Origin of the sequence: Pseudoalteromonas arabiensis (genome assembly GCF_001550155.1) — a bacterium.
Lineage (GTDB): Bacteria > Pseudomonadota > Gammaproteobacteria > Enterobacterales > Alteromonadaceae > Pseudoalteromonas > Pseudoalteromonas arabiensis.
In genome coordinates this window covers 246,498-268,723 of sequence record NZ_LRUF01000008.1, presented here as the reverse complement: position 1 = coordinate 268,723, position 22,226 = coordinate 246,498, and the positions used below count along the sequence as shown (strand labels likewise).

Below are 22,226 nucleotides of genomic sequence, written 5' to 3'. Positions count from 1 at the left end.
ACAACAATGAAAATTATTAAATCGAAGGCATTGTCTTTATCGGCACTGGCAAGCACCATGTTGCTTGGCTTTGCATCAAGCCATGTAAATGCCCACGGATTTTTAGAAAGTCCTAAAGCACGTCAGGCGATTTGTAATGCTGATGGCGGTTATTGGTGGCCTGATGATGGCAGTGGTATTCCAAATCTAGCTTGTCGAGCAGCATTTGTTGAATCAGGGCATGTACAGTTTGTACAAGATATTGAGTTTTCGGCGAATACCGCTGATTACACCAACATTGCCGCGGTAAAACAAAGTGTGCCCGATGGGGCATTATGTGCCGCAGGAGATAGTGCAAAACGAGGTATGGATTTGCCTTCGCCGCATTGGCAACGCAGTGATGTTATTCCGAATGCGAATGGCGATATTTTAGTTCGCTTTTTAGCAAGTACACCACATAACCCTAGCTTCTGGGAGTTTTACTTAACAAAGCCAGGCTTTGATGGGGCAACGCAAGTTTTAACTTGGAATGACTTAGAGCTAGTTGCTGAATACGGCAACCTCGATTTTGTTATTGATGCAAACAATGATCGTTATTACGAAATGAGTGTCTCAATTCCTGCTGGTCGCAGCGGTGATGCAATCTTGTATACACGTTGGCAGCGTGAGGATGCCGGTGGTGAAGGTTTTTATAACTGTAGCGATATTACTATTGTTACTGACGCTGGGCCAACAGATTCAACAAACTGGTCTGCACTCAGTTACTTTGTTCGCCAAGGGCAAGATGCTGTTGTCGGTGGCAATGTTTCTGCGCGTTTGTTTGATGAAGCAGGGCAAGAGTTAGTGACTCAACAAATGCAAATAACCAGCGAAAATCAAGCGAATTGGCAGCAAGCCTTTGCTGAGTTACTCAACCTTAATTACAGTCACCTATTGCAAGTGGGTGTTCAAAATAGTGATGGCAGTATTGCCTTTAATGCCAACGATGTACTAACAAATCAGGTGTTTGCAACTAATGCAAGCTACAGCTTTGCATTAAGTGTACAAGCTGCACCTGAAAACACAGCCCCCATTGTTCATCAACACGATGATTTACAAGTTAATGAAAATAGCAGTACGAAAGTGCATTTGCATGCCTTTGATGATCAACAAAGCACATTAACGTATAGCTGGAATGTACCTGCACCGCTGAGTTTTACAGGCACTGGAGCTGATATCACCATCGTCGCGCCAGAGGTTGATGCTGATACAAGCTACACAGTGACAGCGTCGGTATCAGACGGTGAATTAACCACTCAAACACGTTTTGTTGTGAATGTGCTAGATACCAACACAACACCTACCGAACCAAGCGTACCTGCGTGGGATAGCTCGCGCCAATATAACACGGGCGATCAAGTCAGTTTTGGCGGTGGCATATACAGTGCCAAGTGGTGGAACCAAGGTGCACAGCCTGACAGCAGTGATGCATGGCAGCTAGAAGCGGGTACAGCATCTGAACAATGGGCGAGTGGCAAAGCCTATCAGGGCAGTGCCGAAGTAACCTATCAAGGAAAGCGCTATCGCGCACAATGGTGGACTCAAGGTGATGTACCGAGTGAAAGCCAAGTATGGACAGAAATCTAAAGTTTTGTAGTTCAAACTTTTCAATACAGCGTAAAGCTTAATAAAAATAGAGAAAGAGAGAATCATGAATATAAAACAACTAAGCGCAGCCATTGGTGTTGCATTATTCGCAAGTGCAGCAAGTGCTGCTCCTTCAACCCCTGTTCTTAATTGGGAGCCACAAGAATACTCATTTGTTGAGGTGAATTTAGAAGGGACAGGCTCATATAAAAGCCTTGTCAATCGTGTTGAACAAGTGACCATTAATGTACAGTGGAATGCATGGAGTGGTGATGGTGGCGACAGTTATAAAGTGTATTTTGACAATATGCTTGTAAATGAAGGTACGCTTGCAGCGGGTACTAAAAGTGGTGTAATTAGTTTCCCTTATAATAAAGCAGGTCGCCATACTATGTATGTCGAGCTTTGTGAAGGCGGCACGACTTGCGCGCGCAGTGAAGGCAAACCAATTGTTATTGCTGATACCGACGGCGCACATTTAGCGCCATTGCCTATGGATTATGATCCAAACAATAAAAATATTGGTACAAAGCAAGGGTTAGTCACTGGTGCTTACTTTGTTGAGTGGGGCATTTACGGTCGTGATTTCGATGTAACGAATATTCCTGCCCAAAACTTAACGCACATTTTATATGGCTTTATTCCAATTTGTGGTCCGAATGATTCACTGACCGGTGGGCCTAAAAATGCGTTAAATACCGCTTGTGCTGGTTCGCAGGATTTTGAAGTGGTTATTCATGATCCATGGGCAGCTGTTCAAAAAGCACTACCGGGTGTTGATGCTAATGATCCAATCCGTGGTACATATTCACAGCTAATGGCACTAAAACAGCGTTACCCTGATTTAAAAATCTTACCATCAGTGGGTGGCTGGACGTTATCAGACCCATTCGCGTATTTCACTAACAAGGCAAATCGTGACACCTTCGTCGCCTCGATGAAAGAGTTCTTAAAAACGTGGAAATTCTACGATGGTGTTGATATCGACTGGGAATTCCCAGGTGGTGACGGCGCAAACCCTAATCTAGGTGACCCTGTCGCTGATGGTCCTGCATATGTTGCATTGATGCAAGAGCTTCGCATCATGCTTGATGAGCTAGAAGCTGAAACTGGCCGTCAATATGAGCTTACTTCTGCAATTGGTGCTGGCTACGATAAAATTGAAGATGTTGATTATCAAGCCGCGAGCCAGTACATGGATTACATCTTTGCCATGACGTATGACTTCTATGGCGCGTGGAGTGGTGTAACAGGTCACCAAACAGCACTTTATTGTGGTACGCATTTCCGCCCTGGTCAGTGTGATGGTACGGGTGTAGATGCTGGTGGTGTTCCTTATAAAGGCCCTGCTTACACAACCGATAACGCAATTCAATTACTGCTTGCGCAAAATGTTCCATCGAAGAAAATTGTTGTTGGTACAGCAATGTATGGCCGTGGTTGGGAAGGTGTTTACCCTGCGGGCACAACCATTGATGGTAATCCAATGACAGCAACAGGATCGGGTCCATTAAAAGGCAGTAACGCACAAGGTGTGTGGGAAGATGGTGTAATCGATTATAAAGGCATTAAAGCACACATGATTGGTGCATCGGGTACGGGTATAAACGGCTTTGAAGTTGGTTATGATGAACAAGCAAAAGGCGCGTATGTTTGGAATCGTTCTACCGGTAAACTCATCACATATGATAGCCCTGCGTCAGTTATCGCAAAAGGTAACTATGTTAACCAACATAACCTAGGTGGTTTATTTGCATGGGAAATTGATGCGGATAACGGTGATATTCTTAATGCAATGCATGAAGGTTTAGGTGGCACCGTTACTGAGCCGACTAACAAAGCACCCGTTGTCTCTGTGTCAGGCTCGGTGACAGTGAATGCGGGTGAAACTGTCTCAATCAGTGCATCAGCAACAGATGCTGATAACGACCCTCTAAGCTTTAGCTGGACTGCCGATAATGCACTTACTGTATCAGGAGCAAATACAAATACACTTGCTATTACAGCACCATCGGTCACTGTTGACACGCGATACATTGCAACAGTAACAGTCACTGATGGCAAAGCAAGTGTAAGCCGTAACGTGACAGTCAATGTCGTTGCGCCTGGTACTGGTGGAAACTCAGCGCCTGTTGTTGCAGCTATTACTGACAAAACAGTTGCCGAAGAGGCAAGCGTAGCCGTCTCAGTTTCTGCAACAGATGCAGATAATGATGCCCTTACTTATAATTGGACTGTACCTGCCGGCCTGACGTTAGTGGGTTCCGGTGCAAATGTGAGTTTGCAAGCGGCCAGTGTTACTGCGGATACAACCTACCCTGTATCGGTTGAGGTAAGCGATGGTCAAGCAGCTACATCAGTCAGCTTCAACGTGACAGTGACAGACTCAGGTACGACTAACCCTCCTGGTAATACAACATGGGATGAAACTGCCATTTATGTGGGTGGTGATACTGTGATGTACAACGGTGTTTTATATACTGCTAAATGGTGGACACAAGGTGATCGTCCAGATCTAGGTGGCGTATGGGAAGCAAGTTCACAGCCTACAGATGCAAATGGTGGTGTTATTTGGCAAGCAGCAGGTACTTACAACAGCGGCGACCAAGTGACTCACCAAGGTACTCAATACGAAGCGAAGTGGTGGACTCAAGGAGATGAGCCTGGCAGCGCTGATGTATGGAAAGCACTTTAAGTGTTTTTTAGCCACATTGGAATGCGTTTCATGATAATGTGATTTCCCTCTAAAGCAGCCGTAAGGCTGCTTTTTTCATGCTTTGACGTTTATTTTGGCCTTTTACTTACTATCAACCATACTTTGATAATGATTAACTATAGCCGCCGATAAGTATATTGATGAAGTTAAAAGTGTGTATTCTGCTTTGTTCGATTTTGCTTTTTACAAAAGCGTTTGGTTGTGAACGCACGTTAAAGGTTGGAATATCTCAGCAATGGGCACCTTATGTACTTATTCGTGATAAAACGTTTTCTGGTATTGATATCCAGATCACTGAGTTTGTATTAAGTAAATCTGGGTTTTGCACACAATTTGTTTCACTCCCGTCTTCAAAGCGTGGCTTTGCTGAACTGCGGTCAGGTAAAGTAGACCTACTTCCCGCCGCAAGTTTTAGTGAGGAACGTGCTCGTTTTAGCTACTTTTCAGAGCCTTATAGAAAAGAGGTGATGCGGTTATTTTGGTATCCCAAAAAAGAATATGCGGCACTTAGTCTAAAAGGATTATTACTTAAAGGTCAGGTTATTTTAATCAACAGTGGTAGCTACTACGGTGAAGAGTTTACAGCGCTTAGCCGAATAAAAATGTTTAAAAATCAAATTATGGCGGTGCCTAAATTGCAACAACGTTTAGGAATGCTACAAGCTAATAGAGTCGATTTTTTTATAGATGATGAGCTTGCCGGTCTTTATCTCATAGGGTCGCTTAAGTTAAAAGGAATTGCGCTTCATGACTATATTATTAACGATAATTGGGTGTCGTTTATGCTTAGTAAAACAACCTTAACAGAGCCTGAGCGTACTAGAATAAACAATACCATCATCACACACCAACAAAGCATCACAGGTTTGATAGCTGAGCATGTTAGAAGCTTTAGCCAAGACGAGTAACACGCAGCTTTATGCGCCCTGCATTTGCCCCATAAAAGCGGTTAAGGTCGTTTGCAAATGGGCAAAATTCACCTGATTTTGCTATACGGATATCGGCACCTTCTGCGATTTCGAAAAGGTGATCATCGTTGTTATCAATCGCGCCAATGAGTGCAAACCATTGTGCGTGCGCTAAACGTCGAAATGGCTCGAGTAATGCCATCGGAATTTCTTTCACGCCCAGCTGTATATTATCGCGATGCCAGCCGCCTGGGCCGCAACTAATACCGTCGTCATACCAAATTTGATCAGGGTAAGGTGTAAAGCGGTAAGTGCCACCTAGCTCTAACATGACACCTGTGTGATTGTATTTTTCAGAACCATACACTAAAACATCCTTGCTTTGGCCAATACTAAGCACAGTCATATTTTGCTTATCAAGCGCAATGTGTTGGCATAACCCCTTAAATTTTAGCAGGTTGCCATCGTTATAAAGTACGTTATAGGTTAGGCTTTTAAGTGACTCAGGACGATAGCTTGTTAAGCGGTTGATTCTATGTGCGACAGTGTGGTGAATAGTTGGTGGATGGTCGCTTTGCTCGTTTTCAATAAGTACACAACATTCACGATCAACGAGTTTGAATAACGGATTGAACCAAAAATAGTTTTGTTGATGACTGAGTGCTAGCGGGTCGGGCGTAACGGTGACATCGTCTTGTGCAATTAAGTTACGATGCGCTTGTGGAAGTAATGTGTTGTAGTTGATGTCTGCGCTGGTTAAAAGGTTTAGTGCAACCGTTTGTTCAATTAACCACTCAATCGCATACCGTAGGCAAATGTCGGCTAAACCGTCACGATAGTAACCACCGCCTACATCGGAGTGGGCACCAGCGAACCATATTTCTTTAACATGAGGCGCTTTATTGATAAGCGTTGGTTCAAAAGCTCTGCGTTTTTCATCAAGTGCAACACAGTGAAGGGCGGCTTTAATATTTGTTGCTAAAGTATAGTTTTCAAAAATCACATGCTCAGCACCACGGGTTGCTTTTGTGACTTTAGAAAACCCTATCGATGCCACAGTATCAAATACACACAAGTAAACATCATCACTAATAAGTGGTTCAAGGCATTTAGCAAAACGCCGTGCTAACGCTGCGCCACGACTAAACCCAGTGAGTAGTACTTTATCGCCAACAGTGTAATAGCTTTTAAAGTCATTAATGGCGCGATTTAAAATACTGGCAACATCATCCCCTCTAGGGGCTAAAGCTTGATTGAAAAGGCGTTTAAAACGACTGCCTTGGGTGCCTATACCTTGATAATAAAAACTAATTTGATCAGGAAATGGGGTTTCTGGCTCATTATTTAGTGCGCCGCCAAATAATAAGTGAAGTTTAAGTATGTTAGAGATACTGGCGTCTTCTTTAAAATGCGCTGCACTAAATTGCTCTGCATCACGAGGTTCGCTGCCAGTGCCATCAAAGTTGAAAATCAGCGTTTTGGGGGTCATAGCGTCATTCCTTTAGTGGTTTGTCATAACATACAAGGCATTTGTTAAAATTTGAAGACAAATTATGCGCGATGGTTATTTTTTATTGGTTTTAGTTTTTGGTGTGCTTTAATGAGCTTGGGCAAGAGGATTTAAAACTTATGCCCAAAGCTTATTTTAAAGAGCGATTTAATTAAGCGTGAGTATGGCTGTAAAGAATGCCACAACCAATTAAGATAAGTGCTATACCGCCAATGGCTTCGGCTTTTTTGCCAACCCAGCCACTCATTACATTGCCAAGTAGTGAGCCAATTGTCACCATGGTGGTCGTCGCAAGACCTATCATTGCTGCCGCTAAGTAAATGTTTACTTTCATGAAAGCAAGGCTAATACCAACTGTCATCGCGTCTATGCTGGTACCAACAGCCGTGAGTAATGTTGCAATAAAAGAGCGCTTGGTATTGGGGGCTAGTTCCTCTTCGTCATCCTTTTTACGGCTTTCAAGCAACATGTGAACGCCAAGACCAACGAGTAGTACAAACGCAATCCAATGATCAAAGGCTTCCACGTAGTCAGCACCGGCACTACCGATAAGCCAACCAATAATCGGCGCTATAGCTTCAATACAGCCAAACAATAAACCAAGCTTGATTGCACTGAGAATACGCGGGTTTTTAAGTGTACTGCCTTTGGTGATAGAAGCCGCAAAAGCATCGGTAGACATTGCAAGCGATAAAACGCTCAGAGTAATAATATTCAATTTTTGCGCCCCACAAAAAGAGCGCATTATACGCTTATGAGCCGTAAACCGACAGGTTAATTTTACGGCTCAATAGTGCCTATTTGGTTTAGTGAAGCTTCATCTTCGGCCTTACCACCCGCAGAACTTTTTCACTGATCCACAGTGCAAAGGTTTTAGCGCTGCCGTGAATTGCACGTTGATGCATACGGTAGAGCGAAATATACATAAAGCGCGCAATTTTTCCTTCAATGAAAAAGCTATTACTGGTTAAGTTACCCATTAAGCTACCGACCGTGCTGTAGCGTGACAAGTTGACTAAAGAACCATGGTCACTGTAGGTAAAGGCACTCAGTGGCTGGTTTTTAAGTGTGGCAATGAGGTTTTTTTCAACACATTGTGCCATTTGATGAGCTGATTGTGCTCTTGGTGGCACTTGTGTGCCATCTTCTTGAGTAAATGCACAGCAATCACCAATCACAAAAATGTTGTCGTTAACACTACTTTGTAGATATTGGTTCACCTTAATTTGGTTATTGCGAGTAAGTTCAAAGATACCAATGTCTTTAATGAAATCAGGGGCTTTCACACCCGCAGCCCAAACCATAATATCGGCGTTGATATGTTCATCGTTTTTGGTGATAAAGCTGTTTTCTGTGGCTTCTTTTACTTGGGTGCCTTCGCGTACTGTCACCCCTAATTTAACTAGCTCGCGTTTAGCTGAGTTTGCAATGCGCTCGGGTAAAGCGGGCAAAATTCGCGGCCCCGCTTCAATTAAATCAATGTGTAAGCGTTTGGCGGTCATTTTATTAAGGCCATACATTTTTAGCATGTCTGACACATGATAAAGCTCTGCCGACAGTTCAACCCCCGTTGCACCACCACCCACTATGGCAATAGTTAACGAATGCTGTTGGTCGTCATCTTGATGTAAACGGGTGAAGTTATCGAGTAGAGCGTGCTGAAAGCGTTCAGCTTGTTGGTTTGAGTCAAGGTAAAAACAGTGCTTGTTGACTCCAGGCGTGTTGAAGTCGTTGCTGACACTGCCTATGGCAAGTACGAGGTAGTCATAGCTGACTTGGCGCTCAGGTAAAATGCGATGGCCAAGCTCGTCTTTTAACTCGCTTAGGGTAATGGTTTTATTGCTTTGATCTAAGTGGCAAAAGCTGCCGAGTTGAAAATTATAATGGTGTTTTGCTGCATGAGCTGAGTATACAACGCCGTCTAAATCGGCATCAATCGACCCCGTCGCTACTTCATGAAGTAACGGCTTCCAAATATGGCTGCGGTTTTTATCGATTAAAAGTATCTCTGCTTGGCGTTTTTTCCCGAGTTTGTGTCCTAATTGTGTTGCTAGCTCTAAGCCACCAGCGCCACCACCGATAATCACGATTTTAGGAGGTTGGTTAATCATTACGTTGCCCTCAAAAGTATAATACCTAAACACTCTTGATAAAAAGCGCTTAGGTATTGCAAATCCATCCATCAATACCCCACGGCAACGGCTCTATTGTGCGCCTTTTTGCTTGTTTTGTCAGCAAAAGTTAAGAACAATGTGGCGCTTTTTATCCTATTTACATGCTTGGGCGATAACAGGAAACGCGATAGTATGGTGCATTAGTTTTTTAAACACCTATCATTTCAGAATAAAGGAAATGAACGAAGGGATCAGGATGACTACGTCACTACATGCATCGCTAAATCAGTACTTTGGCTTTAATGAATTTCGCTTAGGTCAACAACAAACCATTGAGCAGTTATTAAACCAGCAATCATCGTTGTCTATCTTCCCAACTGGCTCGGGAAAGTCGTTGTGTTATCAATTAACAGCGATGCATTTACCTAATTTGACCTTAGTAGTGTCGCCATTATTGGCACTGATGAAAGATCAAATTAGCTTTTTAAACAGTAAAGGCATCTATGCGGCAAGCCTAGATTCAAGCCAAACCACTGAGCAAAGCCATACGGTAATGAGTGATGTGCGCGCAGGGAAGGTGAAAATTTTAATGGTCTCAGTGGAGCGCTTTAAGAATGAGCGCTTTCGTGAATTTATTAAACAAGTGCCTATTTCAATGCTGGTGGTTGATGAAGCGCACTGTATATCTGAATGGGGTCACAACTTTAGGCCAGACTACTTAAAGCTGCCGCGCTATCGTGAAGAGCTTAATATTCCGCTGGTATTGCTACTCACCGCTACCGCTACCAAAAAAGTAAAGCGCGATATGTGCGAGCGCTTTGCCATTGCCCTTGAATGTGTAGTGCAAACTGGCTTTTACCGAAGCAACCTCGATTTATCAGTGCTCAGTGTTGCAAGCCAAGAAAAACCTCAGCAGTTAGCAAGTATTATAGCCAGCCAACAAGGGGCTGGGATTGTTTATGTCACCTTACAGCATACCGCCGAGCAAGTAGCCGAAGGCTTGAGGGGAGCGGGATTTAATGCGGTGGCTTATCATGCAGGCCTTGAGGATGATAAACGCTGGCAAATTCAAGATGATTTTATGGCGGGTAAAATCAATGTTGTCGTGGCAACCATTGCTTTTGGGATGGGTGTTGATAAGTCTGATATTCGTTTTGTGATCCACTATGATTTGCCAAAATCGATTGAGAATTATAGCCAAGAGATTGGCCGCGCAGGGCGAGATGGTGCGCCATCAAACTGTTTTACCCTAGCAAACTTAGATGGCTTAAATACCGTTGAGAACTTTGTTTATGCCGACACGCCAGAGCAAAGTGGGATTGAGTATGTCATTAATAACATTCGTAACGAGCAAACGAACAACCAGTGGGAAATGCAAGAGTACAGCCTTTCGAGCGACAGTAATATTCGTGCTTTAGCGTTAAAAACCTTACTGGTGCAGTTAGAAATGCAAGGGGCTATTACACCTTTATATGCCTATTACGCTGACTTTAAATATAAGTTTTTAACGGATCAAAATGCGCTGCTTAGCCAGTTTGATGCTGATCGCCAAGCGTTTTTACAACAGGTATTTAAACACACTGAGTTTAAGAAAATTTGGGGCACATTAAATTTTGATGCGCTAACCCGTGCCACTCAAGTTGACAGAAAACGTGTGGTTGCCGCGCTTGATTATTTGGCCGAAAAGGGTCATATCGCTCTTGAAACTAAACGTATTACGCAAGTGTATGAAGTGAATAATGCGGTTATTAACCATGCTGATTTAGCACAGCAACTTCATCAATACTTTATCGAAAAAGAACAGGCCGAAATTAAGCGTATCGCCACTTTAGTGCGCTTTTTTGAGTTAGATAGCTGCTTAAGTTACAACTTAGCCCGCTATTTTGATGACCAACATGCCCCCCAGCAATGTGGCCATTGCTCAGTGTGTAGAGGCCAGCAGGTAAAACTTAGTTATTCATTAGTGCATCAAATGCCTGAGCAAACTGTGATTGCCAGTAAAGTTGCTGAGCTTAAACAGCACCTAGCAAATAAAGGGTTTAGTGATGTCAGCGTTGACACACAGTGCCGCTTTTTAGCGGGCATGAGTGTACCTTTATTTACTCGTAATAAAGTTAGGCAGCTATCAGGCTTTGGCCTTTGCGAACAGCAACGATACAGTGACATTAAAGCCTTGCTACAGCAGTTGTAGCAGGGTTTTAGGTATTCAGTTATGACACTAAAAAGTGTCATAACTGTAAACTTAGCCAATTTGAATACTGGTAGTAGGGTAGGTCAAAGGTTGGCTACTTTGTCTTGCAAAACAATATGCAAACGTGAGTGGGCCAACTCGACCTATCAACATCAGCAGTATGATAATGAGCTGACTAGGTGCGCTTAAATCACCCGTAATACCCCGCGAAAGGCCAACAGTACTGAGTGCTGAAATCGCCTCAAAGGTGATATCCAGTAACGAGCCTTGTTCAAGCTTGGTAATAACCATAATGCTAATAAAGGCGATAAATAAGTACAGTATCATGACACTTAATGCCTTGATCACGAGTTTGTCGCTCAACTGGCGGTTAAAAACCGTGACTGTTGTTTGCTGTTTTAAATAACTGCGCATCGCTAAAATTAAGATCACAAAGGTTCCTAGTTTTATACCACTAGCCGTACTAACTGAGCCACCGCCAATCACCATAAGCAGCATGGTTAGTAGCGTAGAATCTTGGCTTAAGGCATCAATCGGTAAAGTATTAAACCCTGCGGTACGAGGTGTCACTGCTTGAAACCATGCGGTCAGTATTTGCTCTAACGTTGATAGCGGCGCTAATGTCGCGGGGTTTGCGTGTTCAAATAAAAAGATGAGTAAAAATGCGGTACTATTGATCACTAAAGTCGCAATTAATACTAGGCGTGTATTGGTTGATAGTGATGACCAACGTTTTTGTTTGTAAATATCAATTAGTACTGTAAACCCTAAACCACCGATAATAAATAAGCCTGTGATTACTAAGTTTACGGTCACATCCCCTTTGAACGCAGATAAGCTATCGCCACTTAAGGCAAAGCCAGCATTATTAAACGCAGAAATCGTATAAAACAAACTGTGGTAAGCACTTTTTACTAAGCCATAATCATCAAACCAACTGATAAATAATAAGAAAAACGCCACGGATTCAATAATTAATGAATAGACTAAAACGTATTTAGCGACCTTGATCACCGAGGTTAAATCGTTAGTGTCAAAAGCGCGACTGGCCAATAAGCGCTGTTGTAAACCGAGGGTTTTTCCTAAACTTAATATTGAAATCACTGCCACTGTCATAAAGCCAATACCGCCAATTTGAATCAGCAGCATCACTATGCTTTGTCCAAATACTGTCAGTGCAGTACCCGTATCTATTACCACCAGCCCTGTAACTGTAACCGCAGAGGTTGCTGTAAATAGTGCGTCAAGCCAGCTAATCGGTTGGGTGCTGGCGACAGGGAGCATGAGTAAACTCGTACCCAGCATGATTAGTACAATAAAGCCGATAGTGAGCACTAATGGCGGGTTAATTTTTTGCCGCTTGCGACACTTTACACCGCTAAATTGTTTAGGATAAACGTTGGCTTGCCAGTTAATCATAATGCACGAAACCGTTTTGCTAGTTTAGTTAAATAAGTTTTAGAGCCAAGTAGCACCAGACTATCGCCGTGGCGCAGCTCGGTGTCATTAGTCAGCTCAGTATTGAAATAATCATCACGTCGCAGTGTGAGCGGTTTAATATCGCTATTACGCTCTTTGAGTAGCCAGCCAATTTTGCGACCTGAAAGCTGTAGATCAATGCCCAGCTCAACAATAAAGGTGGACTGGTTAAGCGGGAAATATTGATTAACCATTGGGTAGTTAAGCGCTTGTGCAACTCTTACGCCCATTTCCTCTTCAGGGTGAATAATGCGGTCAACACCCAGTTTACTCAGAATTTGATGATGGCTTTTGGTACATGCTTTTACCCAAATTTGTTTTACGCCTAAGTTTTTTAAGTGCAATACACATAAAATACTGGCTTCAATATTCTCGCCTATGGCGACTAATACCGCTTGGCAACTGGGTAAATCGAGCCGCGCTAATTGTGTTTCATCGCTGGCATCAACCACCACAGTAAAACTGAGCTGGTCGGCATAGTGGTTAACTGTGCTTTCACTAATATCTGCGGCACATACCGTGTGCCCTTGTTTTGAAAGTTCTAAACAGGCGGTTACGCCAAAACGTCCTAATCCGATTACTGCAAACTGAGCCATTGTTTTTCTCGCTATTGTGGGTTCACACTTAATGCTAATGACAAAAAAGAAGAAGTCTTTAGAAATGGCAGAAGCTTTATAAAGATTTTATGCCGAGATAAAAAAACTTTATAAAAACTTTATAGTGACAAAATTGAAAACCCTTTAATCTAATAGGGACAAACAATAAGTGAAAAGATCATGCAGTCAGTATTCAAAATACAGTATTTAAAAGCCGCATTTTTAAGTGTGTTGATGCCACTTGTGGTGGTACTCACGATTTTTCCGTTTCGAGAACTGTTTACAACCACTGATATTGTGATGTTACAGCTGCTGTGGGTGACCTGGGTTGCGGTGCGAAGTAATCGTCGTGTGGCTGCGCTTACCACCTTAGTGAGTGTTGCCTGCACTGACTGGTTTTATGTGGTGCCGTATTTTACTTTTCATATCGAAAATATTGAATATGTGGTTACCTTTTTGGTGATGCTGATTGTGGGTTTAGTAATAAGCCACCTAGCCGGTGAGCTCAATACCAAGGTTCGCGATGTGCAAGCCCATGCAAGTAATAGTCGTTTGTTGTATGAACTAGCTAAAAAGCTCAATGATCTCGATAGCCTTGAGGAGCAAAAGCAGCTGTTTTTAACGACCATGGCTGCGCACTTAAAGGTTGCGTGTGACTGGCAGCTAACAGGCTCTGGGCAGTTTATTTATTTAAACGAACAACAAGTTGAATTTGGCGGTATTGCATTTGCTAAAGCGCTTAATGCTGAGCAACTTGCTTTGGCGAATACAGCATGCTCTTTACTATATCAGGTTCAAGAAAAAACCTTATTGCGTGAGCAATCCGCGGCGATCAAAGTACAGGCGGAGCTAGAAAGGTCAAAAAACACCTTATTGCGTAGTTTATCCCATGACTTGCGTACGCCATTAGCAACTATAATGGGCGCATCGAGCATGTTGGCTGATGATGATATTCAACTAAGCTCAGAGGTTATCAAAGAGCAAGCAGCTAATATTTATGAGCAAAGTAAAATTCTTAATCAGCACTTTGATAAAGTCATGGAGCTCAGTAAAGTTAATAAATTAGCTGAGAATATCAACTGGCAAAAGCTGCCTATTTTGACTCTTGTTAGCGAAGCAAAATCACGTCGCCAGCAGCAATTACAATGCTTTAAATTGAACATTGAGGCTCAGCCAAACAGTCTCTGCTTTGGTGATGAAACCTTACTTGAAATTGCCTTTGCCAATATGCTCGAGAACGCAGCGCGCTATGGTAATGGCACAGCAAGCATGCAATTTATTGAAACAGATAGTGAGTACCGAATTGTGTTAACCAATCCTTTTGCTAATAAGCATGAGGCGAGTCAAGATGAAGGAGTCGGCTTAGGGAGTGTGATCTGTGATGTGGTTGCTAAGTGTCATCAAGGGCGCTTTGAATTAACTCTCAATGAGCAAACAAAGCAGGCGACAGCTATATTAACTTGGAGTAACAGCCGTGGCTAATATTTTGGTTTTAGAGGACTCTGCGCCTCTGCAAAGTTTTTTAAAAACACTGCTAAAAGCCAGCAATCATGAAGTCAGTGTGTGCGCTAAAGGGCTTGATGCATTTGCACTTTTAAGCCAACAACAGTTTGATTTAGTGCTACTTGATTTAGGTTTACTTGATATGGATGGGCAAGATTGGCTGGTGGAGTTTAGGCAGTGGAGTCTGCTCCCTGTATTAGTACTTTCTGCACGCGATGGCGAAACAGAAAAAGTCACCGCGCTTGATAATGGCGCTAACGATTATCTGACCAAACCATTCAGTGCAAACGAATTATTAGCGCGTATTCGGGTGCTATTGCGCGCACAAACAACACCAAGCCTAACTCTGCAATGCGGCGATATTCACATCGACCCACATAAGCACGTGGTCCGTAAAGGCGCTGAAGAAGTTAAACTAACTAAAAAAGAGTACGCTATATTGTTGTTGTTATTTCAGCAAAAAGACAAGGTGCTAACACATAACGCTATTTTATCTGAGGTGTGGGGTGAGCAGTATATTAATCGTCCTGAATATGTACGTGTACACATTGGTCAATTACGGCAAAAGCTCGAGCAAAATGCAGCGAGCCCAAAGCATATCTTAACTGAGCCCGCGGTGGGTTATCGGTTGGTTGATTAAAGCTTAAGTCTTTTTGGGTTCAATCCGTGACATAGCGATATCACCAGCTGTATTTTTAAAGGCACTATAACGTGCCTTTACCTATTTTATCCGTACTTTTCTTCCAACTCATTAGCAGTATGATAGCTTTCATGCGTTTTAAGTTGCTCAAAATAGCGCTCTATTTCAGTAAAGTATGACAACATGCCAGCTTCAGCGACCTTTTCAATAACAAATGACATCATAAAGTCAGCCCCAGTCAGTGTATCATCAACTAAGTACTGTTTACCTTTTAGTTGTTGATTCACATAGCTCAGTATTTTACCAATTTCATTATCAGCATAGTCATCTATAAAGTTGGTTTTACAACCATCTTTTGTAATAAAGAGCTTTAATAAAAAAGGCACCATTGCAGAACTTTCGGCAAAGTGAAGCCATTGCTGGTAACTAACGTAGCTATCAGATTGTGGTTCTGGCATGTATTTGCCTTTACCATACGTTGTTATTAAATAATCGGTAATGGCACCCGATTCGGTAATAACTTTGCCATTATCTTCAATTACAGGGGCCTTACCTAGTGGGTGAATTTCTTTTAGCTCATCAGGGGCTAAAAACGTTTCGGGGTTGCGCTGATAAGCAACAAGGTCGTAGTCAATGCCTAGCTCTTCTAAAAGCCAAATAATACGCTTTGAACGCGATTTATTTAAGTGATGAAGTTTAATCATAAGTTATCCTTTTGTGGGCGTGATTCCACTACGCCCACATAATTTGAATGGATCAGTATTACAGTGGCTTTTGTACTTGAACAACCGTTTTACCGAAGTTTTCACCGTTTAACATAGCGTTAAAGGCATCAAGTGTATTTTCAAAATCAGCTTCTAGGTGCTCTTTGTATTTAATTTTCCCTTCTTTTAGCCATTGCTGCATATCTTTTGCAAACTCGTCATAGCGATCCCCGTAATCATCAAAAATAATAAAGCCTTGTACCTTAATACGCTTTCTTAAAATCAAGCCCATCAGCATTGATAAACGATCAGGCCCAGGTGGTAATTCAGTTGCATTGTACTGTGATACTAAACCACACAAGGGCACACGCGCTTTTGTATTGAGTAAAGGCAGCACCGCATCAAGAACATGACCACCGACATTTTCATAATAAACATCAATGCCTTGGTCACAAGCGGCTTTTAGTTGCTCATCGAAGTCGTCAGCTTTATGATCAATACATGCGTCAAAGCCTAAGTGTTCTACAGCGTGTTGGCATTTTTCCTTACCGCCTGCTACACCGACAACCTTACAGCCTTTAATTTTGGCGATTTGACCTACAGTTGCACCAACTGGCCCCGTTGCTGCCGCCACAACGACCGTTTCGCCCGCTTTTGGCTCACCAATATCCAGTAATCCCATATAGGCAGTAAACCCTGGCATGCCTAAAATTCCGAGCGCGTAAGAAGGGTTGTCTGGGTTTTCACCTAGTTTCATTAGCCCTTCAGTATTACTAATCGCATATTCTTGCCAGCCTGTGTAAGCCAATACCCATTCACCGACTTTATAATCGGGATGCGCTGATTGCTCAACCTGACAGATGGTTGCACCAACCATTACATCGCCAATTGCAACAGGATCTGCATAAGACTCCGCATCGCTCATGCGGCCTCGCATATAAGGGTCAAGAGATAAATAAATCGTTCTTAACAATACTTCACCCTCTTTAGGTGATGATACTGAGTTTGTCTTTAACGCAACGTTACTTTTCGTTGCAGGGCCATTCGGGCGTGACTCGAGAATATATTGACGGTTTTGAAGATCAGACATGCTTAGCTCCTATGACTTAGCTTTTAATTCTGTGTAATAAAGAGGTGCGGGCACGCCAATAGAAATCAATGATTAAATTGTTACCAAGTAGGGAATGTTAATTGCAGTTAAGCAACAATCCATTTTGCACCACGTATTATTACGGTGTATGCTGAAAAAATATTCAGCTGATCAAAAAGGATTGATATGAAAGGTATTTCTTTAATAATAATGGCGCTTGTTATGGGGCTTACTGCAACCAATGCACAAGCGAATTCAGGGACTTTGTCGGTTGATCCTACTTTGCCAGCAGGAAGTGCATTTGCGTTTGAAAATGATGCAAGGCGATACCCAAAAGAAAGTGAATTCAGCATTGTTCATAGCGTGTTGATGAGCAGTGAAAGTGGCAGGCGTTTAGCGGTTGTCACCATTGAGAATAAAGCGTCAGGCTCGCGTATTTTACAAGCTGATCATATTATGGCTTTGTTTGCTGATGGCTCAAGAATTCACCCATCCTCTTTCAGTGGCGGTGTTAAGCTTGATAACGGAGAAAAACGTTCGTTAACGCTGTCTTTTGGTGAAAATGAATATCCAATTTTAGCTGTATACACCAGTTTAGATAATTAAAAGGACGATTATGAGACTTCACACACTTATTGCTGTGACTAGCTTTTTATGCACGCCGCTTGCATTGGCAATTGATAGCCAGGACTTTGTGAAAGATAACGTGTTCACTCAAGGTGTCGAAGGGCCAACCATGTACAACGATACCTTATACGCAGTGAATTATGCTGAGCAGGGTACTATTGGACGTGTTGATAACATGGGTAAGTCATCATTGTTTGTGCGTTTACCAAATGACAGCGTTGGTAATGGCTTGCAATTTGATGAACAAGGTAACCTCTATATTGCTGATTATGTTAACCACAATATTTTAAAAGTACCTGCTAATACTCATCAAGTCGAAGTGTTTGCACATAACGCTAAAATGAATCAGCCAAATGACATTAGTATCACTAAAAGTGGGGCATTGTTTGCAAGTGATCCGAACTGGTCAAAGAGTACAGGCCAGTTGTGGCGCATTAATACCGATGGCAGCACTGAGCTTCTTGAAAAAAATATGGGCACAACCAATGGCGTGGCTGTGAACGGTGACAATACTAAACTTTACGTAAATGAAAGTGTGCAGCGTGTGGTTTGGCAATATGATCTTGACGATGAGCTAAACATCAGTAACAAACAAGAGCTGATACGCTTTGACGACCATGGCCTTGATGGCATGCGAGTAAACAGTGAAGGTCAAATTTTCATTACTCGTTATGGCGCGGGCAAAGTGCTTAAAGTATCACCTAAAGGCAAGGTGTTAAAAACTTATAAACTAAAAGGCCAACACCCAACTAATCTAACATTTAATGAGTCACAAACTAAAATGTATGTGACTATGCAAAAACGTGGCGCTATCGAAGTGATAGAACTTTAGCCTTGCTTTGCTCGCGTAATGGCGGCTGTTATTGCCGCTTTCGCTTGCGGGCTATTTTGCCAACACGTTGAATGCAGCATCGACGCGACTCGCTTCGCAATTGTGCTTGCATCAAACCCAGCTAACTCCTCAAACGATTCAATACCAATTTCTTCAAACCGTTTTACAACCGTTGGCCCAACGCCTTTTAGTGCTAATAAAGCATCTCGTTCTTGATCGTTAAATGGCATTTTTTCGTTCCTTGTTTATTAAATAAATTCAATGATTTGCCATAACTCGCCTGCAGGACCCCAAAGACTGAACTCTTTTCCCCAAGGCTTTTGCGTTATGTCGCTGTACTTCACGTTAAAGTCATTTAGTCTACGTAGTTGTGAATACACTTCATCAATATCTAATACACTCAACTGCAACATCAGGTTGTTTGCTAATTGAGGTTGATAAAAGTCTTGTAAGAAAAAACCGCATTCCCCACTTTCACATAGACAAAGTGTGTCTGAAACTGTGGTTAACTCAAAGCCAAATGCCTTGTAGAAAGCTTGAGATTGTTGGTAGTTTTTACTTGGTACAAAAGCACGGATGTCATCAACTTGCATAATTTTCCTTTCCTAATTTAAGTACTTTGCCACATGCACTTAGTTTTGCAATCTAAATTAACGACAATAAAAAAGCGCACCGGGCAGGGGGCGCTTGTGGGGATCAATCCTGTGTAGCTAAAACAGTAGGATTAATTAGAAGCTTGGAGCATATCTCAGTGATACACCCACCGAGCGGCCAATCACACTATAATCACTCACGGTGTTAAAGTGGTTTGCGCCTACCTCAGGTGTTGGCGGTTCACGGTCTAATAAGTTATCGACACCAAAGTTAACCGCAAGTTCCTCATTAACTTGCCAAGCCGCAGCAAAATCTAAGTAGTTCTGCGCTGAAATGGTTTCTGAGCGGTCAACAGCGTACTCAACTTCGCCGATTCTGCGCCAGCCAAGTTGGAAGTTCATATCGTCTAACTGCCAATCAATGCTTGCACGGTGTTTGTAATCTGCTTGCAAAATACTCGCAAAGTCACCAGAACATGCGCTGCCGTAAGTGCCTTTACAGTCAATTTCTGGCACTGTACTGTTGTTTTGGCGAGTTTGTTTTGTAACAAAGTTACCTTGATACGAGAACCTGAAACGACCACCCATTTGCTCTGGCGCATCAATCACGTAGTTGGCCGCAACGTCGATACCTTCTTGTTCAATCGCGGCTAGGTTAAAGTCGTTCACGATCGCTGTACTAATAAAGCCTGTATTCGGATCGCGAAGTACCGCACCACACAATGGATTGTTCGGATTCGGATCGTCAATATAACAGCTTTGTAGTGCTGCGCCAGGTTGAATTTGGCTTACAGCATCGGTGACACGGATACTGTAATAATCAACGGACAAATCAAAACCGTCTATATAACTTGGCGTGTATACAACGCCGAGTGTATCTGACTCTGCTTGTTCTGGTTTGATATTCGGGTTGCCACCGTAGGTATACTCAGCGGTGCTTGAATCGAACTGTGTACCAACAGCAGGTGCGCCAAAGGCAGCACATTGTGTTGCATCACCTGTGCCTAATAAGCAAGGATCGCCGTTATAGCGCCCAGCGAGACGAGGTACAAATTGGTCACTGTTTTGATCGAATAACGATAATGAAAGTGCTGTGATTGGGCTGGCAAATTCACCTAAGTTAGGTGCTCTAAATGCTGTTAAGCGGTTTGCGCGAATACGAATATCACTATTAATTGCCCAGTTGATACCTAGTTTGTAGGTGTCTTCTGCTTCTGTGTTTGAATAATCAGAAATACGGTACGCACCTTCAAAGCTAAGCTCTTCAGCAAAAGGTTGGTCAACTAAAATTGGCACTAAAATTTCGGCATAGAACTCTTCAGAACTAAAGCTTGCATCCATATCGAACGCGCTGATTGAAGCAAAGCTGGTGCCGTTTCTAAAAGCATCGCCTGGTGTTTGTTTACCAGTTTCTTTACGGTATTCATAACCAATTGCAAAATCAATAGCACCGGCTGGTAACTCAAATAGGAACCCAGAATCACCCGATAAGGTTGCTGATATCACACTTTGTGTACGGTCGCGGGTGGTATAAAGCAAGGGATCGCTAAAGTCACTAAAATCATGGTTCGGATCAAAAATATCCACGGAGTTTGCCAATGCAGCAAAGCGGCTGTTGCCATTATTATCATTACGATAAGCGTTATTGTAAATAGTCGCCACTTCATCGGTTTTACCGTATTGACCGTAAACATCGTAGCGTAAGTAGTCGGTAATATCGCCTTTTAAACCCAATTGAAATTGCATTGAGTCACGCACTGCTTTGGTGTGTTGAACACCCAAACCTAAATTACGTTCAACATTAACAAGGGCATTGCCTTCACTGTCAAATGTTAGTTGGTCACGTAGCTCATCAGGGATATAAGCATTGTCTTGTGAAAGAGTCACTTGCTCATTAACAAAAATAGGTGTTTGACCACTCGCTCCCGCACCATTAACGGTTACTTTTGAGTACATAGCTCGACCATAAGCGATTGCACTGTCGCTTACGTCAACATCAAATAGTAACCCAGCAGAGAAACGATCCATTGGCTGTGTTAAGTAGCGGTGAGGAGTAAAATCAGAGGTTTGGCGTTCATTTGTTACAGCACCTGTATCGGTAATTGCAAGGCTATTGCCAGAAGCTACGTCAGTGTAGTAACCACCGCTATTAATTAAAGGTGTCGAGTTTTCAAGTGCATAATCACGTTCACCCGCTAATAACTCCTTACGCTCTGTGTAACCTAAATAACCGGTAATGTGGCCACGGCCATCAGCAATATCGCCACCAAAAATCGCCTCGAAATTTAGTTTTTCGTTACCGCCATCAGCACTTTCATAGCTGGTTGAAAACTCCGCACCAGTAAAATCATCATCTAAAACGAAGTTGACAACACCAGCCACTGCATCGGCACCGTAAACGGCCGCAGCTCCGCCAGTTAATACATCAACGCGTTTAATTAATCCGGCAGGAATGGTATTTACGTCAACCGAGTTACGAAAACTAAATGGTACGGCGCGAGTACCGTCAATAAGTACCAATGTTCGGTTTTGACCTAGGCCGCGTAAATCAATAGTTGATGAGCCAAATGAGTCACCAACTGTTGCACCCGTGCTGTTTGCACCCGCCGCAGCTTGCGGCAGCTTTGCTGTGATATCTTCTACGTTTACTGCGCGGTCGAGATGGATTTGCGCTTCGTCAACACTGACGACAGGGCTGCTAGAGGCAAGCTCTGCACGTTGGATACGCGACCCTGTTACAGTGATTACTTCTGGCTTTTTTACTTGTTCTGCTTCTTCAGCATGGGCTACGCCGATAATTGAACTTACTGCGATCGCAAGTGGCGAGAGCAGTAAAAGCGAGCGCGTTGTGGATGTTGTCTTTGCTTTCATGTTGATTCCCTAGCGTTTTATCATTTAAATCAACGCTGGTTGGCTTATTACCTAGACCATTTAGTTAATTTAATGAGTCATACTTTTTGTTATGATGCGTTCCGTGTTCTCCTTTTGGGGAGTTCACTCGTACAGTTTTAAAGCAATTTAAAAATCTTTGCAATAATTATTCTTTGAATCTATTATTTTAAAATATAAACTATTCCAACATCCAAGCTTGTTTATTTTCATATAAAAAGCTGATTTT

18 protein-coding genes are annotated in these 22,226 nt (G+C 42.7%); 8 read left to right on the top strand and 10 right to left on the bottom strand.

From position 1 onward, the window contains the following. Positions 1-6: 6 nt before the first annotated feature. The 3 genes from PAARA_RS03815 to PAARA_RS03805 all read left to right on the top strand — a co-directional run bounded on the left by PAARA_RS03815 (position 7) and on the right by PAARA_RS03805 (position 5,229). The gene (locus PAARA_RS03815; protein ID WP_062567745.1) at positions 7-1,605 is read left to right on the top strand and encodes a lytic polysaccharide monooxygenase; all 1,599 of its coding nucleotides are present in this window, start codon (positions 7-9) and stop codon (positions 1,603-1,605) included. A 64-nt stretch (positions 1,606-1,669) separates the two neighbouring features. After that, complete coding sequence (locus PAARA_RS03810) at positions 1,670-4,300, top strand: glycosyl hydrolase family 18 protein (protein WP_062567744.1); 2,631 nt, start codon at positions 1,670-1,672, stop codon at positions 4,298-4,300. Positions 4,301-4,461: 161 nt separating this feature from the next. After that, complete coding sequence (locus tag PAARA_RS03805; RefSeq protein ID WP_062567743.1) at positions 4,462-5,229, top strand: substrate-binding periplasmic protein; 768 nt, start codon at positions 4,462-4,464, stop codon at positions 5,227-5,229. Here PAARA_RS03805 and PAARA_RS03800 read toward each other — a convergent pair. The 3 genes from PAARA_RS03800 to PAARA_RS03790 all read right to left on the bottom strand — a co-directional run bounded on the left by PAARA_RS03800 (position 5,213) and on the right by PAARA_RS03790 (position 8,850). After that, complete coding sequence (locus tag PAARA_RS03800) at positions 5,213-6,718, bottom strand: phospholipase effector Tle1 domain-containing protein (RefSeq protein ID WP_062567742.1); 1,506 nt, start codon at positions 6,716-6,718, stop codon at positions 5,213-5,215. The genes PAARA_RS03805 and PAARA_RS03800 overlap by 17 nt on opposite strands. Before the next feature lie 172 nt (positions 6,719-6,890). Next, a complete protein-coding gene (locus PAARA_RS03795; protein WP_062568157.1) occupies positions 6,891-7,457 on the bottom strand; it encodes a manganese efflux pump MntP in 567 nt (188 codons plus the stop codon). Positions 7,458-7,545: 88 nt separating this feature from the next. Further along, complete coding sequence (locus PAARA_RS03790) at positions 7,546-8,850, bottom strand: NAD(P)/FAD-dependent oxidoreductase (protein ID WP_062568156.1); 1,305 nt, start codon at positions 8,848-8,850, stop codon at positions 7,546-7,548. Between the two features lie 259 nt (positions 8,851-9,109). On the opposite strand from PAARA_RS03790, the gene PAARA_RS03785 reads away from it, so the two are divergent. Further along, positions 9,110-11,044, top strand: coding sequence for a RecQ family ATP-dependent DNA helicase (locus tag PAARA_RS03785; protein WP_062567741.1), 1,935 nt, complete (start codon positions 9,110-9,112; stop codon positions 11,042-11,044). Positions 11,045-11,095: 51 nt separating this feature from the next. Here the strand turns inward: PAARA_RS03785 and PAARA_RS03780 are convergent, their stop codons facing one another. Next, positions 11,096-12,463, bottom strand: a complete 1,368-nt coding sequence (locus PAARA_RS03780) for a TrkH family potassium uptake protein (RefSeq protein WP_062567740.1) — start codon at positions 12,461-12,463, stop codon at positions 11,096-11,098. Then, positions 12,460-13,119, bottom strand: a complete 660-nt coding sequence (locus PAARA_RS03775; protein WP_054553462.1) for a potassium channel family protein — start codon at positions 13,117-13,119, stop codon at positions 12,460-12,462. The genes PAARA_RS03780 and PAARA_RS03775 overlap by 4 nt, the downstream gene beginning before the upstream one ends. A gap of 180 nt (positions 13,120-13,299) precedes the next feature. Between PAARA_RS03775 and PAARA_RS03770 the strand changes: the two genes are divergently transcribed. After that, a complete protein-coding gene (locus tag PAARA_RS03770; RefSeq protein ID WP_245219880.1) occupies positions 13,300-14,601 on the top strand; it encodes a DUF4118 domain-containing protein in 1,302 nt (433 codons plus the stop codon). Further along, positions 14,594-15,262: a response regulator gene (locus PAARA_RS03765; RefSeq protein WP_062567738.1), complete on the top strand. Its 669-nt coding sequence runs from the start codon at positions 14,594-14,596 to the stop codon at positions 15,260-15,262. Before PAARA_RS03770 ends, PAARA_RS03765 begins: the two co-directional genes overlap by 8 nt. A gap of 86 nt (positions 15,263-15,348) precedes the next feature. Here PAARA_RS03765 and PAARA_RS03760 read toward each other — a convergent pair whose 3' ends face one another. Together PAARA_RS03760 and PAARA_RS03755 are read right to left on the bottom strand one after the other, a co-directional pair. Next, positions 15,349-15,966 carry a glutathione S-transferase family protein gene (locus PAARA_RS03760; protein WP_062567737.1) on the bottom strand — a complete coding sequence of 206 codons (618 nt, stop codon included), beginning with the start codon at positions 15,964-15,966 and terminating at the stop codon, positions 15,349-15,351. Positions 15,967-16,024: 58 nt separating this feature from the next. After that, positions 16,025-17,056, bottom strand: coding sequence for an NADP-dependent oxidoreductase (locus PAARA_RS03755; protein ID WP_062567736.1), 1,032 nt, complete (start codon positions 17,054-17,056; stop codon positions 16,025-16,027). A 186-nt stretch (positions 17,057-17,242) separates the two neighbouring features. Between PAARA_RS03755 and PAARA_RS03750 the strand changes: the two genes are divergently transcribed. Then, positions 17,243-17,662 (top strand): hypothetical protein, encoded by a 420-nt coding sequence (locus tag PAARA_RS03750; protein ID WP_062567735.1) that lies wholly within the window; start codon positions 17,243-17,245, stop codon positions 17,660-17,662. 10 nt (positions 17,663-17,672) lie between these two features. Beyond that, on the top strand, positions 17,673-18,515 hold the full coding sequence (locus tag PAARA_RS03745; RefSeq protein WP_157066161.1) for an SMP-30/gluconolactonase/LRE family protein: 843 nt from the start codon (positions 17,673-17,675) through the stop codon (positions 18,513-18,515). On the opposite strand, the gene PAARA_RS03740 is transcribed toward PAARA_RS03745, so the two are convergent. The 3 genes from PAARA_RS03740 to PAARA_RS03730 all read right to left on the bottom strand — a co-directional run bounded on the left by PAARA_RS03740 (position 18,512) and on the right by PAARA_RS03730 (position 21,979). Then, positions 18,512-18,745, bottom strand: coding sequence for a helix-hairpin-helix domain-containing protein (locus tag PAARA_RS03740; RefSeq protein ID WP_062567733.1), 234 nt, complete (start codon positions 18,743-18,745; stop codon positions 18,512-18,514). The genes PAARA_RS03745 and PAARA_RS03740 overlap by 4 nt on opposite strands. 18 nt (positions 18,746-18,763) lie before the next feature. After that, complete coding sequence (locus PAARA_RS03735; RefSeq protein ID WP_062567732.1) at positions 18,764-19,108, bottom strand: VOC family protein; 345 nt, start codon at positions 19,106-19,108, stop codon at positions 18,764-18,766. Positions 19,109-19,243: 135 nt separating this feature from the next. Continuing rightward, a complete protein-coding gene (locus PAARA_RS03730; RefSeq protein ID WP_062567731.1) occupies positions 19,244-21,979 on the bottom strand; it encodes a TonB-dependent receptor domain-containing protein in 2,736 nt (911 codons plus the stop codon). Positions 21,980-22,226: the final 247 nt, after the last annotated feature.

What these genes read in the sequence shown, in the direction of transcription:
- PAARA_RS03815 (WP_062567745.1), top strand. Translation starts at nt 7, where the DNA reads ATGAAAATTATTAAATCGAAGGCATTGTCTTTATCGGCACTGGCAAGC.
- PAARA_RS03775 (WP_054553462.1), bottom strand. Translation starts at nt 13,119, where the DNA reads ATGGCTCAGTTTGCAGTAATCGGATTAGGACGTTTTGGCGTAACCGCC.
- PAARA_RS03790 (WP_062568156.1), bottom strand. Translation starts at nt 8,850, where the DNA reads ATGATTAACCAACCTCCTAAAATCGTGATTATCGGTGGTGGCGCTGGT.
- PAARA_RS03800 (WP_062567742.1), bottom strand. Translation starts at nt 6,718, where the DNA reads ATGACCCCCAAAACGCTGATTTTCAACTTTGATGGCACTGGCAGCGAA.
- PAARA_RS03770 (WP_245219880.1), top strand. Translation starts at nt 13,300, where the DNA reads ATGCAGTCAGTATTCAAAATACAGTATTTAAAAGCCGCATTTTTAAGT.
- PAARA_RS03735 (WP_062567732.1), bottom strand. Translation starts at nt 19,108, where the DNA reads ATGCAAGTTGATGACATCCGTGCTTTTGTACCAAGTAAAAACTACCAA.
- PAARA_RS03760 (WP_062567737.1), bottom strand. Translation starts at nt 15,966, where the DNA reads ATGATTAAACTTCATCACTTAAATAAATCGCGTTCAAAGCGTATTATT.
- PAARA_RS03810 (WP_062567744.1), top strand. Translation starts at nt 1,670, where the DNA reads ATGAATATAAAACAACTAAGCGCAGCCATTGGTGTTGCATTATTCGCA.
- PAARA_RS03750 (WP_062567735.1), top strand. Translation starts at nt 17,243, where the DNA reads ATGAAAGGTATTTCTTTAATAATAATGGCGCTTGTTATGGGGCTTACT.
- PAARA_RS03745 (WP_157066161.1), top strand. Translation starts at nt 17,673, where the DNA reads ATGAGACTTCACACACTTATTGCTGTGACTAGCTTTTTATGCACGCCG.
- PAARA_RS03780 (WP_062567740.1), bottom strand. Translation starts at nt 12,463, where the DNA reads ATGATTAACTGGCAAGCCAACGTTTATCCTAAACAATTTAGCGGTGTA.
- PAARA_RS03730 (WP_062567731.1), bottom strand. Translation starts at nt 21,979, where the DNA reads ATGAAAGCAAAGACAACATCCACAACGCGCTCGCTTTTACTGCTCTCG.
- PAARA_RS03805 (WP_062567743.1), top strand. Translation starts at nt 4,462, where the DNA reads ATGAAGTTAAAAGTGTGTATTCTGCTTTGTTCGATTTTGCTTTTTACA.
- PAARA_RS03785 (WP_062567741.1), top strand. Translation starts at nt 9,110, where the DNA reads ATGACTACGTCACTACATGCATCGCTAAATCAGTACTTTGGCTTTAAT.
- PAARA_RS03755 (WP_062567736.1), bottom strand. Translation starts at nt 17,056, where the DNA reads ATGTCTGATCTTCAAAACCGTCAATATATTCTCGAGTCACGCCCGAAT.
- PAARA_RS03740 (WP_062567733.1), bottom strand. Translation starts at nt 18,745, where the DNA reads ATGCCATTTAACGATCAAGAACGAGATGCTTTATTAGCACTAAAAGGC.